This window comes from Saccharothrix lopnurensis (genome assembly GCF_042658445.1).
GTDB lineage: Bacteria > Actinomycetota > Actinomycetes > Mycobacteriales > Pseudonocardiaceae > Actinosynnema > Actinosynnema lopnurensis.
The window spans coordinates 121,990-136,888 of record NZ_JBHSQO010000020.1 but is presented as its reverse complement, the minus strand read 5'-3'; the positions used below and the strand labels follow the sequence as shown (position 1 = coordinate 136,888).

Below are 14,899 nucleotides of genomic sequence, written 5' to 3'. Positions count from 1 at the left end.
CAACGTCCGATCTACCAGGAGTTCCCCGTCTGTGCACCAAAGGCCCCTTCACCTGCGCAAGCTCGGAAACGGGCACTTACAGGCTTGGGTGCGCTTTTTGATTCGGTTCACTCCGGTTCCGGATATCGGTGGTGAGAGGTGCCGGGAGGACCTGATGACGAGTCCGTCCGCGAAGCCCACACCACCGGCGACCTCCGACCGCACCAGGGCCCCAAGCCCAACAGCGGTCACCCAGGTGGTCGACCCACACCGAACCTGGGGCGATCAGGTGAGCACACGCGGCCAAGTGGGTGCCGACCCACTCCCCGCGCTAATGCACTCCCGTACGGCAACGACGGAACCGGTGCTCGACGTTCCGCCCCGACCAAGGGAGTTCATCGGTGACCACCTCATCACCCACCCACCACCGGCGCAGGCTGCTGCCGGCCATCACCGCGGCACTGACGGCCGTGCCGTTGTCGGTTGCCCTCGCCGCCGTCCACCCCGTCACCGCGACGGCGGAGCCCGGTGTGCCGCAGGCGCCGGTGGTGGTGTTCGCGGAGGACTTCGAGAACGGTCAGGGCACCACGCCCGCCCTGCTCACCGCCTACACCGGCTTACCCCCGGTCAACCAGACCTACGACGCCGACCCCGCCTGGCTGACCGCCTGCAACGGCTGGCTCGCCTCGCTCCAGCAGTCCACCACGCCACCACCCGGCAGCGGTTGCGGCAGCGGCGACTGGCAGGCGGTCCGGACCATGGCCGGAGCCCTGGGGCAGTGGGCGGGCGGCGACCCGGGCGCCAACCACGCCGTCACCGCCTACACCGCGGGCAACCCGGGCGCGGGCAAGGTGCAGTTGGCCACGGAGCAGCCCATCCCGCTGGCGGCGCCCGACCGGTTCCTGACCTTCTCGGTGGACGCGGCCGAGCGGAACTGCTTCGCCAACCACGCGCTGTTCGAGTTCTACCTGGTCGACGGGGCCACCGCGATCCCCACCTTCACCACCCCGATCGAGCCCTGCGCCAACCCCTCGACCGTCATCGGCGGCACCGCCGTGGGCACCTACACCAGCGACCGGCCCGTGCTGTTCGGCGGCTCGTCGGTGGGGGTGCGGCTGGTCAACGCCCAGGCCAGCGGCACCGGCAACGACGCCGCGTTCGACAACGTCCGCGTCCTCGACGTCACCCCGCAGCTGGACGTCGCCTACGGCCCCTCCCCGGTCGAGGTCGGGCAGACGTCCACCCTGGTCCTCACCGTCACCAACACCGCCGAGCTGGCGGTCAAGGACGGGTGGGCGTTCACCGCCGACCTGCCGACGGGCCTGACCGCCACCGCCCAGCCCACCACCGACTGCGCCGACGCCACCACCTCCACCGCGGCCGGCGCGGTCACCGCCACCGGCGGCCTGGCCACCGGTCAGGTCTCGTGCACGATCTCCGTTCCGGTCACCGCCGCCCGCGCCGGCACCTACACCACCTGCGCCGCCGACGTCACCGCCCGGGTCGGCCTCAACGCGCCGGGGTGCGCCTCGGTGCGCTTCACCCCGCCGGTGCTGGTGTTCGACGCCCACGCCCACGGCGGCAGGCTGACCGCACCGCTGGTCGGCGTCGGCCCCCTCGCGCCGTCCGACCTGAGCTGCACCACCCAGCCCGGCCTCGACGTGGACCAGCTGCTCGGCGCGGGCCTGCCGGGGATCGGCTCGCTGGGCGTCGTCGACACCGAGGCGCGCGGCGTGGTCGACGGCGACGGCGAGCGCACCGCCACCGCGCACGCCCGCACCGCCGGCGTCTCCCTGCTGGGCGGCCTGGTCACCGCCGACGAGATCCGCGCCAGGGCCGCCGCCGACGAGGACGCCACCGGCGCGGTCACCACCGCGGGCGGCGTCGAGCTGGTCAACCTGCGCGTCAACGGCGTGCCCGTGGTCAACCCCGCGGTCGACCTGACCATCACCATCCCGCTCGTCGCCACGGTCGTGGTCAACGAGCAGCGGTCCCTGGCGGGTGGCGCCGGCATCGCCGTCAACGCCCTGCGCGTCCGCCTGCTCACCGGCACCGAACTCGTGATCAGCCACGCGAGGGTCACCCTGACCCGTCCCGGCGCCCCCTGCCCGACCAGCTGATGCCGCCGGGTGGGGCGGCGGACACCACCGCCCCACCCCGGTGTCGTCGTTCAGGTCGTGCGCGGTGGGGTGCGCGCGTTCGGCGGTGTCACCACCCTGTCCCGGAGCGAGGCCGGTGGTGGCGCGACACCGGGGCCGCCGCCGCTGATCCAGTCGATCACCTCGCGCAGTGCCCTGTCGTCGAGGACCCGCCCCAGCCACAGGGGTTTGGCGCCGGCGGCGCGGGCGGCGGGCGAGGGGTGGACGACCAGCAGGTTGGAGTGCGCGCAGGCGTCGAGGCAGTCGGACAGGCGGACCTCGGCGGTGCCGTCGAGCGCTTCGCGCAGCACGCGCACCTGCCCGTCGTGGTCGACCTGCGGGTGCTTGCGGGTGGTGCCGCAGCAGCACCCCCGGCAGACGGTGACGCGCGGGCGGTCCTCAGGCACGGTCCACCGCCCGCGCGATGGGCAGTGGTGGTTTTGACGACGTCAGGCGCATGGTGGAGCCGCCCTCTCTCGGGGAGATCCGCCCCGGTGGGTGAGGAGGCGACGGCGTGAGTCTCCTGACTCCCGGATCGACGCTCGTCCCGGCCTTCCCACCCCGGGTGGGGCGGTGGCCGCGGCGGGATCTGCTCCCCGGTCACAGTGGCGGGACCGTGCCGGAATGTCACCGGCTTCCTCGTCCGCCGTCGCCTGTGGTCGTCCGGATTGTGGCAACGAACCACCCGCGGTCCGCGCCGAGGTGACCGGTCTCACCAGAGTCGTCCGGGCCCGACGCGTCCGGGCCGCGGTCGGCGCGCACCCCGGCGGTGGTGGCGGGGCGGACCACCCGCCACCACCGCCGGGGGCGGGTCAGATCAGGTAGGTGGAGATGTCGCCGCAGGTGAGGGGGCCTGGTTCGGGGACGGGGGTGATGGCGGTGTGGCAGACCTGGACGGTGACGCGGTCGATGGGCACCGGGGTCGGGGTCGGGACGAGCGGGACGGTGAGCACGAACTCGAACTTGGACGCGCCGGTGGTGCTCTGGCGTTCGGTGTCGACCACGGTGCGGCCGTGGTAGGCGGTGAACACGGCCACCGCGACGGTGCGGGTGGGCGGGGCGCAGGGGGTGGTGTCGCGCAGCGCCACCTCGCCGGTGACCTTGACCGCGGTGACCGGCGAGGGCGACGGGTCCGGCTGCGCGTTGCGCCAGGCCAGTTGGCCCGCGGTGTGGCTGCTCAGGCAGCGGTCGGTGTGCTCGGCCTTGAACGCCACCGACGCCGCGGCGGGGTCGGCGCCCGCGCCGCCGGTGAGGGTGAGGGTGGTCGCGGCGACCGCGAACGACGCGGCGACAGCCCGGCCGAGCCGGGGTAACAGGGGTGACTTCATTCGAGCGGACTCCTTTGTCCTCGCTTCGACTCTTCACCGGTACGCGCCCGCCGGCGGTCCCGGAGGAGGAGGTGCGTCGTGCGGTCGACGCGGACCGGCGGGCTTCGCGGCGTCGCCCCCTGCCGCGGCCGGCCACCACCGCCGGTGCGGTGCGGTTCGGCCTCGACGGGGACGAGCGCGCCGGGACTGCGCGACCCATCTCCGCCTCCTGCGGAACGCGGTGGGCTGAGGAAATGGTTACCGGTGGTGCTCGACCGTGGCAATCCGGCAGCGGAATGCAATTGCGGAGTTCGCCGGGCCCGTGTCGTGGCGAGGCGGGATCGGCGACGCGCCCGAAGGCGGCAACCGCCGCCCGGGGACACGATCGGGTGGATCAGCGCCGGCGCGGGGGAGGGGCCGGGTCGCGCACCACGCGACCCGGCCGGTGGCTCAGTCCCAGTCGAGCGTGGAACCCGAGGCGTACTCGGTGACGCGGGTCTCGAAGAAGTTCTTCTCCTTCTTCAGGTCGATGGCCTCCGACATCCACGGGAACGGGTTGTCGGTGGGGCCGAAGACGGGCGCGAGACCGAGTTGGGCGCAGCGGCGGTTGGTGATGAAGCGCATGTACTGCTCGCACTGGTCGGCGTTGAGCCCGAGCAGGCCGTTCGGCATGGTGTCGCGGCTGTAGGCGATCTCCAGCTCGCACGCCTCGCCGAGCATGGTGCGGATCTCGGCCTGGAACGCCTCGGTCCACAGCCCCGGGTTCTCGATCTTGATCTGGTTGATCGCGTCGATGCCGAAGTTCAGGTGGATGGACTCGTCGCGCAGGATGTACTGGTACTGCTCGGCGACGCCGACCATCTTGTTGCGCCGCCCGAAGGACAGGATCTGCGCGAAGCCGGTGTAGAACCACATGCCCTCGAACACGACGTAGAACGCGATGAGGTCGCGCAGGAACGCCCGGTCGGTCTCGGGCGTGCCGGTGCGGAACGCGGGGTCCTCCAGGTGCCGGGTGTACCGGAGCGCCCAGGCGGCCTTGTCGGTGATGGAGGGCACCTCGCGGTACATGTTGAACAGCTCGCCCTCGTCCAGGCCGAGGGATTCGCAGACGTACTGGAAGGTGTGGGTGTGCACGGCCTCCTCGAACGCCTGGCGCAGCAGGTACTGGCGGCACTCGGGGTTGGTGAGGTTCCGGTAGACGGCGAGCACGACGTTGTTGGCCACCAGGGACTCGGAGGTGGCGAAGAAGCCGAGGTTGCGCTTGATGGTGTGGCGCTCGTCGTCGGTGAGGCCGGTGGGGGAGCGCCACAGGGCGATGTCGGCCTGCATGGACACCTCGGTGGGCATCCAGTGGTTGGCGCAGCCGGCGAGGTACTTCTCCCACGCCCAGTGGTACTTCAGGGGCAGGAGCTGGTTGACGTCGGCGCGGGCGTTGATCATCGCCTTGTCGTCGACCCGGACGCGACCGCCGTCGCGGTCGATCGAGCCGAGGCCGGTGGTGTCGGGCAGGTTCGTGGTCACTGGCACGCCTCGCAGTCGGGGTCGGTGACGGAGCAGGCCGCCGGCGCGACGGGCTGCACGGCGTTGAGCTTCCCGTCGGTGCCGCGCAGGGTGGACTTCTCCACGCTGGTCGCCGCCGTGGAGCGCAGGTAGTAGGTGGTCTTCAGCCCCTTGCGCCAGGCCAGCCGGTACACCGCGTCGAGCTTGCGGCCGTTCGGGGCGGCGAGGTAGAGGTTGAGCGACTGGGCCTGGTCGAGCCACTTCTGGCGGCGCGACCCGGCCTCGACCAGCCACTCGGAGGAGACCTCGAACGCGGTGGCGTACAGGGCCTTCAGCTCGTCGGGCACCCGGTCGACCGGGGCCAGTGAGCCGTCGAAGTACTTCAGGTCCGCCACCATGGCCTCGTCCCACAGGCCGAGCGCCTTGAGGTCGGCGACCAGGTGCCGGTTGAGGACGGTGAAGTCGCCGGACATGTTCGACTTCACGTACAGGTTGCGGAACAGCGGCTCGATCGACTGGCCGACGCCGCAGATGGTGGAGATCGTGGCGGTGGGGGCGATGGCCGTGGTGTTGGAGTTGCGCATCCCGCCGCGCACCTTCTCCCTCAATGCGTCCCAGTCCAGCGTGGTGGAGGTGTCCACGTCCAGGTCGCCGTCGCGGGCCTCGGCCAGCAGGGCGACGGAGTCGATGGGCAGGATTCCCCGGCTCCACAGCGAACCCTCGAACGACTCGTAGCTGCCGCGCTCGCGCGCCAGGTCGGCCGAGGCGGACAGGGCGTGGTAGCTGATCGCCTCCGTGCTGCGGTCGGCGAACTCCACCGCTCCCGGCGAGCCCGGGACCAGGCGCTGGACGAACAGGGCATCGGTGAACCCCATCAGGCCCAGGCCGATCGGGCGGTGCCGCAGGTTGGACCGGCGGGCCTCGGGGATCGTGTAGAAGTTGATGTCGATCACGTTGTCCAACATGCGCACGGCCGTGGTGACGGTGCGCTCCAACCGGGCCGCGTCCACACCGGCGGCGGTGACGTGGTTGGCCAGGTTCACCGAACCCAGGTTGCACACCGCGACCTCGTCGGCCGAGGTGTTCAGGGTGATCTCGGTGCACAGGTTCGACGAGTGCACCACGCCGACGTGCTGCTGCGGCGAGCGCAGGTTGCACGGGTCCTTGAAGGTGATCCACGGGTGGCCGGTCTCGAACAGCACGGTCAGCATCCGCCGCCACAGGTCCACCGCGCGCACCCGCTTGACCACCCGCATCTCGCCCCGGTCGGCGGCCTCCTCGTAGGCGCGGTAGCGCCGCGCGAACGCGCGACCGTAGAGGTCGTGCAGGTCCGGCACCTCGTCGGGGGAGAACAACGTCCAGTCGGCGTCGGCCTCGACGCGGCGCAGGAACTCGTCGGGCACCCAGTTCGCGGTGTTCATGTCGTGCGTGCGGCGGCGGTCGTCGCCGGTGTTCTTGCGCAGGTCGAGGAACTCCTCGACGTCGACGTGCCAGGTCTCCAGGTAGGCGCAGGCCGCGCCCTTGCGCTTGCCGCCCTGGTTGACCGCCACCGCCGTGTCGTTGGCGATCTTCAGGAACGGCACCACGCCCTGGGACTCGCCGTTGGTGCCCCTGATGTGGGCGCCCATGCCGCGCACCGGGGTCCAGTCGTTGCCCAGGCCGCCGGAGAACTTCGCCAGCAGCGCGTTGTTCCGGTAACCCCGGAAGATGCCGTCCAGGTCGTCGTCCACGGTGGTGAGGAAGCACGACGAGAGCTGCGGCCGGGTGGTGCCGGAGTTGAACAGCGTCGGCGTCGAGGCCATGAAGTCGAAGCTCGACAGCAGCTCGTAGAACTCGATCGCGCGGGCTTCCCGGTCGTCCTCGCGCAGGGCCAGGCCCATCGCCACCCGCATGAAGAACGCCTGCGGCAGCTCGTAACGGGTGCCGTGGTCGTGCAGCAGGTAGCGGTCGTAGAGCGTCTGCATCCCGGGGAAGTCGAACTTCGCGTCGCGCTCGGGCCGGATCGCGGCGGCCAGGCGCTCGACGTCGAAGTTCGCCAGCTCGGGGTCGAGGCGGTCCAGCTCGACGCCCAGCCGCACGTACGCCGGGAAGTGGTCCACGTAGGACGTCCGCCCGCCGGCGCCCTCCACCGGGCGGCCGGCGACGCGGGTCAGCGCCTCGCGCCGCAACCGGTCCAGCAGCAGCCGCGCGGCGACGTAGGAGTAGTTCGGCTCGGTCTCCACCAGCGTCCGCGCGGCCATCACCAGCGCCACGGACAGCTCGTCGACCGTGATGCCGTCGTACAGGGTGCGCCGCACCTCGGCCAGCACGGCCTCCGGCGAGGTGTCCGCCAGGTCCGCGCACGCCTCGCCGACCACGACCCCGACGCGGTCCCAGTCCAGCGGGACGAGTTCCCCGTCCGGGCCCTTGACGCGGAACTCCGGCGCTGAGGGCACGACTTCGCGCGCCTTGGCCCGCTTCTCGCGGTAGAGCACGTAGGCGCGGGCCACCTTGTGGTGGCCGCCGCGCATCAGGACCAGTTCGACCTGGTCCTGGATCTGTTCAACGTGCAGCGCGGTGTCGGGACGGGCGTGCTTGAGCAGCGCGGCCCCCACCTGCGCGGTCAGATCTTCCACCAGGGGGTGCAGCCGGGACGACGACGCGGCGGCGTCACCCTCCGCGGCCAGGAACGCCCTGGTCATCGCCACCGCGATCCTGGTGGCGTCGAACGCCGAGGCACCGCCGTCGCGGCGGATCACCCGCACCTGCGCGGTGGTGCTCGTGGTTGTGGTCGGCACAGCCCTCTCCTCGCGAGCCTCGAACGGCCCGGAGCACGCGGGAGGTGCCGCAGACGCGCGCACGACGGCGCGCCGATCCGCGTCGGCCCGCCCACGAGGCCCCGGACACGCGCACGCCGGCCGGCGCGCGCACCGACGGCAGGTCTTCGGACTCGCGGGCACCCGACCCCGAAAGGACCGGACCTACTGGCCGTCGCTTCCCACGCGAGACGCGCAGTGCTTCGTTGACGGCGGTCGTTCCCACTCACCGCTGCGGGGCAGTCCCGGATTCGCACCGGGTTCCCTCTTGCCTCCTCCGCCCTTCGGGAAGGGCGTCGGAACCATCGACGGCGGGAACACTACATGTTGTAGATCGTCCCGCAACCCGACCCCACATGAGCGAGGGTCGCGAAGATCACTCCGCAGGTCGTGCGTGCCGCCGTGCTCGCCCGGGGTGCGGGGGGCCGGTGTCGCGGAGTGCGGTCGGCGGCGGTCGTGCGGATGGCGTCCCTGGTTACCGCTGGTGCACCGGTCCGGTGAACGGCTCCCGGGACTGCTCCGGACGTCGTCCGGCCAACCGGTCAGCCGGCGGCGTTCATCAGGTCCACCGCGCTGTGCTGGCGCGCCGCGTCGCTGCGCTGGAACGGCCCGGCCCACGGCTGGTCGTAGGAGTCGCTGCTGGACCGGTCGCGCGCGTGGGCCGTGTCCGCCTGCCGGGTGAGGTAGGCGGTGTACGGGCGGTCCGGCAGCGCCCGGTTCAGCTGACCGAGTCCGCGCACGAAGGCGCCCTTGAAGGACGGGACGTCACCGCCGCCGCCGTTGTCGAACACGATCCCACCCGGGTTGAGCGCGGAACTGGTGGTCGAGGCGTTGGCCAACGCCCGCGCCCGCGTGAGGTACGCCTGGTCGCCGGTGGCGCGGTGCAGTTCGGTCAGCGCGGCCAGCGGCACGCCCTGGTTGTAGCTCCACGGCGTCTGGCCGTTGTTGCGGCACGTCGAGGTGACGAGGCCGTCGTTGACCAGGTTCGAGCTGGTGATCATCCCGGTGCCCTCGAACCACTGCCAGCCGTTCCGGGCGCGCTGCACGTAGGTGGTGTCACCGGGCAACCGGTTGTGCAGGGCGGCGTTGAGCTGGACGTACAGCGAGTTGGCGATGGCGTTCTTGTAGGTCCGGCTGGAGGTCCACCAGATGCCGCCGCCGCAGGTCTGGTCCCAGTAGCGGTGGATGTGGTCGGCGCCGGTGCGGGCGGTGTCGAGGTAGCGGCGGTCGCCGGTGAGGTCGTAGGCGGCGATCCACGTCAGCCCCCACCACGCGACGTCGTCGTTGTACTCGTTGATGAAGTTGCCGTCCCAGGCGGTGCGGTTGAGGTCGAAGGTGCGGGCGATGGCGTAGCGGTAGGAACCCATGCCGCTCACCCGCGCGTTGTCGATGATCGCGTTGAGCGCGTTGGCGGAGTTCCACCAGCCCGTGGTGTCGAACAGGCCGGTGTCCGGGTTGTACCGCTGCATCAGGGCGGTGGCCGCGGCGGTGCGGCGGTCCCAGGCGTTCCACGTGGTGCGGTACCAGCTCGTGCAGGCGATGGTCGACGACCCGGCGGGCTGGCCGCAGGCGCGCAGCAGCCCGACGCGCAGCCCGGCCCAGTCGTCCACGTTGTGCATGAGCGTGCGCCAGCCGCCGTAACCCGCCGGGGTCGTGGTCGAGCCGACCTTCGGCTGCCACGTTCCCCCGGCGTCGTAGGAGCGGTCCAGCCAGACCGAGTCGCCTTGACCGCCGCCGCTGATCACCGCCCAGCCCATGGTCTCGGTGCTGTCGAAGTGCAGCGCGACCCGGCGGGTTCCGGCGGGCGCGGACTGGGCGACCCGTTCCCCGGCCGAGAGCGCGGGATCGCGCCCGTCGCAGTGGGTGTTGCAGACCGGGGCGAGGGCGGCGGGCGGCGCGGCCGTCGTCGACGGTCGGGTCCGGGACCGGTGCGCGCCGGGCGGCAGCGCGGGGTCCCGGTCGTCGCAGTAGCTGTCGCAGACCGTGACCACCGGCGGCGGCACGGCGGCCGGTTCCGGTGGGGCGGTGGTCGGTGCGGCGGGGACGACCACGAGCGACAGCAGCAGGGACGCCTGGACAACGGTGCTCAGCATGGGACCTCCCAAGCAGGGGATGGGCGGCCGGGACAAGCGTGAGAACGCTCTCACACCGAGGCTAGGATCGTCCGCGACGAAGCGTCAACACGGCCGACCGGACAGATTTGTGTCAGGTCCCGACTGGATCGTTGGCCGGGCGGCGACCCGATCGGTAGGCGAACCACCGGATGTGGGGTCGTCGTCCGCTGGGACGCCACCGGGACAGCGGACGTGGTGGAGTTGGCGGTGGCACCAGCGCCGGACCTGTGGTCCACATGATCAACCCGATACCTGGGATCGGGTCCGCACCCACGATGCCGGTCGTGAAGGCCGTGTTGTCGTCTGCGGGGTGGTTTCACCCGAACGAGGGCGGGGCGGTCGGTTCTTCACCGCGTGCCCTGTCCAGACCCATGGCCCACCGATGTGCCGGCCGCAGGCGTCCACCGGTGGCCGTCAGGTCCAGGCGCCACTGCCTGCCGTGGCGCCCGTCCGCGATCGCGTCCCCGCCTTGCTCGACCGCCACCCGCACCAGCATCATGACCCCCGATCCAGCCCGGCGACCGATCACTGGATCACGTGACATCCCTCAGCCCTCGACCACGCGGGCGCTCGACCCGTGCGGCACCGTCAACCCCGGCAAGGTGGTCACCTCCCTGGCCGGGCCGGCGTCAGCGCCCGCGCCGGCCGCCGAACCAGGCGAGCCCGAAGGCGGCGGCGTCCTCGGCCAGCGCGCCCGGCAGGTCGGAGCCGAACCCGTCGCCCAGGCGCGCCCGCAGGCGGTTGCCGAGCACGGACCACGCCGCCGCGGCCACCGCCGCCGCGACCGCGGCGGGCACGACCGACCGGCCCTCGCGGCGCGCCAGCCCGGCCCCGGCCGTGGCGCCCAGCACCAGCCGGGGCAGCAGGCCGGGCAGGCCGAGGCGCGACGGGGTGGACGGGTGCTTGTCGGCCAGCAGCTCGCCCACCGCCGCCAGGCCCGTCACGACCGAACCGGCCCGGCCGCCGAGCGACCGGGCGATGCCGGTGTCGGCGCGTGACGAGGTCAGCGCGATCGAGGTGAGTCCGGCGGTGCTGCGGGCGCCGCTCGCGGCGCCGAGGGCGGCGGCCCTGAGCAGGGCGCCGCGCTGTTGCGTTGTCGTGGCCACGGGTTTTCGGTACCCGACCGCCGCCGGGCCAAACGTGGGCGGTGTGCGTCACCGGTGCCGTGACCTCGGACAACCCGATCACCGAGCCGTGGTTCCGCGCCGCCCGCCGGACCGCCCGGGTGATGGGGGAGGACGGCCTCTCCCCAGGTGGTCGACCGGGGTTCGGCCGGATGACGGAACCCCCGCGCAGGATCGACGACCGCGGAAAGTTTGCGCTGGTCGTTGGCCCGTGCGGCGGTCCCGCTCGCCGAAAACCCCCTGCCAGTATCGGTGCCCGAGGTTTTCCGACCTGTCAGGAGGAACCCAGTGGGCGAGGAACGACCGCTGTTCACTCGTGTGACTTCCCTCTTCGCGACACTCGTGGGCGTGCTGGGCCTGCTGGTCGTCGTGAACGCGCCGGCCGCGTCAGCCGCGTCGGGCGACTTCTCGATCAGGATGTACAACCACGCCTGGTGCATCGAGGTCCCGAACGGCTCCACGGCCAACAACGTCCCGCTCTACACGGCCTCGTGCACGGCGGCGCCCAACCAGCGCTGGACCTTCACCCCGGACTCGACCGGCACGTGGGGCGAGTACCGGAACGTGGCGACCGGCAAGTGCATGGACGTCAGCGGCGGCAGCCACTCGTACGACGCGGTCATCCAGCAGTACGCGTGCAACGGCAGCAACGCGCAGAAGTTCTGGCAGCAGAACGCCTTCCTGCGCACCCGGATGGACCGGATGGCGCGGATGTGCGTGACCGCGACCAACATCTACGCCCCGACCGACCTCCGGCAGTGGGGCTGCGGGACGGTGCCCTACAACACCGCGTGGATCGCCATCCCCTGATCCCCATTCGCCGGGCGACGGTGCGTTCGACGACCCGGCGGCGGCGGCCGAGCCGTTCGGAGGAGTCGACGCCCTTGCGGGCGATACGTGGGATCGAGCCGCGCTCGCGCAGCTACCGGCGGAGTTCGGCGATGCGCAGTCGGCGCCGACACCCCGAACGACGGCTACAGGTCCCGCCACCGGCACCCACCGGTCAGCACCGGGCGACGAAGGTGTCCGACGACCGCCACTCACCGGGGCGGACCTGGACCTTGACCTCCCAGAACCGGTACAGGTACTCGATGGGGAACAACGAGCCGCTGACCGCCCTCTGCTGGGCGACCAGCTCGTAGGAGGCGATCAACCCGTTCTCGACGGCGGCGAACGACCCGGGGGAGGTGCACGGCGATTGCCCGGCCGAGCCCCGGATCGGGATCGAGTGCGGTCCGGGTATCCCGACCGGGTGGCAGATGTGATAATCCGCCGTGACCGAACCGCTCGTGGGATTGGCGTGGAGCCAGTACACGAATATGCCGCGCACGGCGACCGCCCAGTGCGTGGTGTAGGGCGGGAGGGCTTCGCTGTAGCTGCTGGGGTTGCACCCGCCCAACGCCGGCGCGGCCTGGGCGGGTGACGCTCCCACCAGCGCGCTCAAGAGGATGATCGCCGACAGGGCGCTGATTCCACGTCTCATGGGGAACCTCGATTCGTGCGGCGTCAATGGTGGCCGCGGAAGCAATGCTGCCACCGGTGCAAAGGGCGGACAAGCTTCCACAGAGCCGAATTCACGGTAGGGCCAGGGAGACCGGGCATTCGCGATCTTCGCGCGCCGGGAGTCGACGTGCGGCAGGACCACGTCGTTGTGCGCCAACCTGATCCCGATACCGGTGATCCCGGACCGGAGCAGCCCGGTGGTCGCGATCGGCAGGGTGGTGGAACCAGGGTCCGCCGTGCTCGGCGTAGGTGCACCGCACCCCGTGGCTCGGCCACCGGCCGTCACCGGGCCGGCACGGTCTGGGCCGGCTCCGCACCGGGAGCAGGCGACGGCGCGGCCGAGGTCGCCGACGCGTCGGAATCGCAGAACACCAGCACCACCGTCTCCACCACTGCCTCCTCACCCAGGCTGCCAGGCCCTCCATCGTCCGGAACACCGGAACCCCGAGCGCCTCGATCCTCGCTGTGGGACCGGGCCTCATGTTGGGTCCGAAGAGCGCCGAGGTCCCGCCCCCGGTATTGAGCAGGAACCGGGGATTGTCCCGCTCGCTGTTGGCGGCCTCGCGGCGGCGTCCGGGGCGGCCTGGACGATCGGGCGTAGCGGGTCGGCCTCGGTGAGCACGCCCACGGTGTGCCCGACGTGGGCGATGTCGCCGACACCGGGCAGCGCGCGGCTGTCCGGGAAGGCGTGCGCGGCGACCGGCTCCGGCACGCGCACCGACCCCGCGCGTGCCGGCACCAGCAGCGCGAGGTCGGCGGCGCCGGTCGGCGACCGCAGCCCGCCGGGGTACGGCACGCGCACGTCGTAGGCGAGCAGCGTCAGCGCAGCAGCTCGCGGCACTTCTCGGGCAGGAGCGCGGGAGCGCGGCGGACATCCCGCACCGGGGCCTGCACGCGCAGTCCGGTTGGTGCTGGGCCACCTGGTGTCGCGCCGGTGGTCGTGGGTCGGGGCGCCGTGGTGCCCTGGTCGGTGGGCGCCGGGTGTTCGGGCTCTGCGGCCGGCCGGTCGCGGGGCACCGCGGCGGTGCCGGGCGTGGTGCTGCCGGTGGTCGTCGACCTGCGGGGCGTACTCCTGGTCTGAGCGGACTGCCGCACGGAACACCGGGCTCGGCCGGATGCGGTGGCGGCGTCGGAACGTGACGATCTCCCGTTCGCGCGACAACTACCGTGGAGGGGGCGGCGATTCGGCCACCGAGGACAACGCCGAGGATCTGGCCGACCTCGTGTCCGCGATCGTTGGCGACGTCCGCGTCATCGCCCGTCGGCACGGCCGGCCGGTGCGTCTCGACTGGCGGCTGTCCGGTGACGTGCCTGCCGGCGGCACCGTCGCTAATGCGGTGGGTGCCGAAGGCGTCACCCTGCCCGATCGGGTCCTGCCCGCCTGACACGGCCGCCGTGTTCACCGCGGCCACCGGTGACCGCGGAAGCCGGCACCTGCCCGGCTGGTGGGCCTTGCACAGCGGCGCCAGGACGGCCGGGCTCGACGACGTTGGCCATGGGGGCGCGGTCGACGGCCGCGGTGCGGAGATCGCCTCCTCGTCATGCTCAATCGCACGCCCGGTCGGCACCTGCCAGGACCAGCCGATCCGCTTGACCAGCCGGCACACCCCCTTTCCGGAGCGGCATGGGTCGCCCGGTGGTTGTCCTCAGGTGCGGCCGAGCAGGCGCAGTCCCAGTGGGGTAAGGGTGTGCACGGCCCGGTTGGTATCGCGTCGGGTCGTGATCAGTCCGGCGATGCGCAGCACGGTCGTGTGGTGGCTCGCGGTGGCGGGGGTGATGTTGTTCCGCGTCGCCGGCCCGGTAGTGGTCCCTCCGGCGGGCAGTGACCGCGGGATGTCGGCCCGGGTCGGCCCGAGTAGCGCGCCGAGTGGGTCGGCGTGCAACGCGTCGTCGATCACGCGGCGGCGTGGCTGGGTGATTTCGGCGAGGTAGGCGCGCAGTGCCGTCCGCAACCGCCCGAGGAGGCGGGTACGGCCGCGGCCGAGGTCGTCGGGCCACGCTGAGGAGCCGGTGGCGTCCCGGAACAGGTCGACCGTCGTCGACATCACCACCGCCGCCCGCAAGGCGGCACTGCGCGCGACGCGGTCGCGCACCTCGCGTCGCCGTCGTCGAAGTACAGGCCCCCGTCGCCGTGCTGGAGGACCTGCACACTGCTCACCAACTCCCACATCGGGTCGATGTCGAGCTTCAACCGCGTGCGACCGAGGTCGCCCTCGCCGAAATGGATGCGCAACTTCGGTACGCCGCCCCGGGTGTCCCGCTCGGGTGCCCCCGGCACCGCTGGATCACTTCACTGGACCCTCGAACTGCCATGCCGGGTACAAGGAGCTGTGAAAACACCCGATCGGAGCAGAACACGGCCGACAGTTTCGAACGTGATCGAAGGAGCCAACTCGCGAGGGCCGAGCTTGCCACACTCCGAGATCGTCGGCGGCGAAC

At 72.0% G+C, this 14,899-nt stretch carries 13 protein-coding genes, 3 pseudogenes and 2 riboswitches; of the genes and pseudogenes, 4 read left to right on the top strand and 12 right to left on the bottom strand.

Going from position 1 to position 14,899, the window contains the following annotated elements; translation table 11 throughout:
• Nucleotides 1–380: 380 nt before the first annotated feature.
• Entirely contained in the window at nucleotides 381–2,099 is a 1,719-nt protein-coding gene (locus ACFP3R_RS20870; protein ID WP_380638028.1) for a choice-of-anchor P family protein, read from the top strand.
• Nucleotides 2,100–2,149: 50 nt separating this feature from the next.
• On the opposite strand, the gene ACFP3R_RS20865 is transcribed toward ACFP3R_RS20870, so the two are convergent.
• From ACFP3R_RS20865 to ACFP3R_RS20835, 7 genes and pseudogenes are all read right to left on the bottom strand, one after another.
• On the bottom strand, nucleotides 2,150–2,524 hold the full coding sequence (locus ACFP3R_RS20865) for a hypothetical protein (protein ID WP_380638027.1): 375 nt from the start codon (nucleotides 2,522–2,524) through the stop codon (nucleotides 2,150–2,152).
• 110 nt (nucleotides 2,525–2,634) lie between these two features.
• Nucleotides 2,635–2,757: riboswitch (cobalamin riboswitch) on the bottom strand.
• Between the two features lie 172 nt (nucleotides 2,758–2,929).
• The gene (locus ACFP3R_RS20860; RefSeq protein ID WP_380638026.1) at nucleotides 2,930–3,445 is read right to left on the bottom strand and encodes a hypothetical protein; all 516 of its coding nucleotides are present in this window, start codon (nucleotides 3,443–3,445) and stop codon (nucleotides 2,930–2,932) included.
• Between the two features lie 429 nt (nucleotides 3,446–3,874).
• A complete protein-coding gene (locus tag ACFP3R_RS20855; protein WP_465269997.1) occupies nucleotides 3,875–4,945 on the bottom strand; it encodes a ribonucleotide-diphosphate reductase subunit beta in 1,071 nt (356 codons plus the stop codon).
• Nucleotides 4,942–7,701 carry a ribonucleoside-diphosphate reductase subunit alpha gene (locus tag ACFP3R_RS20850; protein WP_380638025.1) on the bottom strand — a complete coding sequence of 920 codons (2,760 nt, stop codon included), beginning with the start codon at nucleotides 7,699–7,701 and terminating at the stop codon, nucleotides 4,942–4,944. Before ACFP3R_RS20850 ends, ACFP3R_RS20855 begins: the two co-directional genes overlap by 4 nt.
• Nucleotides 7,702–7,821: 120 nt before the next feature.
• A riboswitch (cobalamin riboswitch) is annotated at nucleotides 7,822–8,041 on the bottom strand.
• Nucleotides 8,042–8,261: 220 nt separating this feature from the next.
• Complete coding sequence (locus ACFP3R_RS20845; RefSeq protein ID WP_380638024.1) at nucleotides 8,262–9,812, bottom strand: glycoside hydrolase family 76 protein; 1,551 nt, start codon at nucleotides 9,810–9,812, stop codon at nucleotides 8,262–8,264.
• A gap of 436 nt (nucleotides 9,813–10,248) precedes the next feature.
• A pseudogene (locus ACFP3R_RS20840) lies at nucleotides 10,249–10,326 on the bottom strand (IS5/IS1182 family transposase); the annotation flags it as partial.
• Nucleotides 10,327–10,462: 136 nt separating this feature from the next.
• Nucleotides 10,463–10,939 (bottom strand): hypothetical protein, encoded by a 477-nt coding sequence (locus tag ACFP3R_RS20835; RefSeq protein ID WP_380638023.1) that lies wholly within the window; start codon nucleotides 10,937–10,939, stop codon nucleotides 10,463–10,465.
• Nucleotides 10,940–11,209: 270 nt separating this feature from the next.
• Between ACFP3R_RS20835 and ACFP3R_RS20830 the strand changes: the two genes are divergently transcribed.
• Entirely contained in the window at nucleotides 11,210–11,767 is a 558-nt protein-coding gene (locus ACFP3R_RS20830; RefSeq protein ID WP_380638022.1) for an RICIN domain-containing protein, read from the top strand.
• Here ACFP3R_RS20830 and ACFP3R_RS20825 read toward each other — a convergent pair.
• From ACFP3R_RS20825 to ACFP3R_RS20815, 3 genes and pseudogenes are all read right to left on the bottom strand, one after another.
• Nucleotides 11,763–11,876 (bottom strand): annotated as a pseudogene (locus ACFP3R_RS20825) (IS5/IS1182 family transposase); the annotation flags it as partial. The gene ACFP3R_RS20830 and the pseudogene ACFP3R_RS20825 overlap by 5 nt on opposite strands.
• Nucleotides 11,877–11,960: 84 nt before the next feature.
• Nucleotides 11,961–12,440 carry a hypothetical protein gene (locus ACFP3R_RS20820; RefSeq protein ID WP_380638021.1) on the bottom strand — a complete coding sequence of 160 codons (480 nt, stop codon included), beginning with the start codon at nucleotides 12,438–12,440 and terminating at the stop codon, nucleotides 11,961–11,963.
• Nucleotides 12,441–12,938: 498 nt separating this feature from the next.
• The gene (locus ACFP3R_RS20815; RefSeq protein ID WP_380638020.1) at nucleotides 12,939–13,301 is read right to left on the bottom strand and encodes a hypothetical protein; all 363 of its coding nucleotides are present in this window, start codon (nucleotides 13,299–13,301) and stop codon (nucleotides 12,939–12,941) included.
• A 93-nt stretch (nucleotides 13,302–13,394) separates the two neighbouring features.
• Between ACFP3R_RS20815 and ACFP3R_RS20810 the strand changes: the two genes are divergently transcribed.
• Together ACFP3R_RS20810 and ACFP3R_RS20805 are read left to right on the top strand one after the other, a co-directional pair.
• Nucleotides 13,395–13,541, top strand: coding sequence for a hypothetical protein (locus ACFP3R_RS20810; RefSeq protein ID WP_380638019.1), 147 nt, complete (start codon nucleotides 13,395–13,397; stop codon nucleotides 13,539–13,541).
• Between the two features lie 55 nt (nucleotides 13,542–13,596).
• Entirely contained in the window at nucleotides 13,597–13,845 is a 249-nt protein-coding gene (locus ACFP3R_RS20805) for a hypothetical protein (protein ID WP_380638018.1), read from the top strand.
• Nucleotides 13,846–13,995: 150 nt separating this feature from the next.
• On the opposite strand, the pseudogene ACFP3R_RS20800 reads toward ACFP3R_RS20805, so the two are convergent.
• Together ACFP3R_RS20800 and ACFP3R_RS20795 are read right to left on the bottom strand one after the other, a co-directional pair.
• Nucleotides 13,996–14,067 (bottom strand): annotated as a pseudogene (locus ACFP3R_RS20800) (helix-turn-helix domain-containing protein); the annotation flags it as partial.
• Between the two features lie 39 nt (nucleotides 14,068–14,106).
• Nucleotides 14,107–14,553 carry an ArsR/SmtB family transcription factor gene (locus tag ACFP3R_RS20795; protein ID WP_380638017.1) on the bottom strand — a complete coding sequence of 149 codons (447 nt, stop codon included), beginning with the start codon at nucleotides 14,551–14,553 and terminating at the stop codon, nucleotides 14,107–14,109.
• Nucleotides 14,554–14,899: the final 346 nt, after the last annotated feature.

Excerpts from the sequence above, each read along its gene's own strand:
- ACFP3R_RS20860 (WP_380638026.1), bottom strand. The coding sequence starts at position 3,445 with ATGAAGTCACCCCTGTTACCCCGGCTCGGCCGGGCTGTCGCCGCGTCG.
- ACFP3R_RS20820 (WP_380638021.1), bottom strand. The coding sequence starts at position 12,440 with ATGAGACGTGGAATCAGCGCCCTGTCGGCGATCATCCTCTTGAGCGCG.
- ACFP3R_RS20845 (WP_380638024.1), bottom strand. The coding sequence starts at position 9,812 with ATGCTGAGCACCGTTGTCCAGGCGTCCCTGCTGCTGTCGCTCGTGGTC.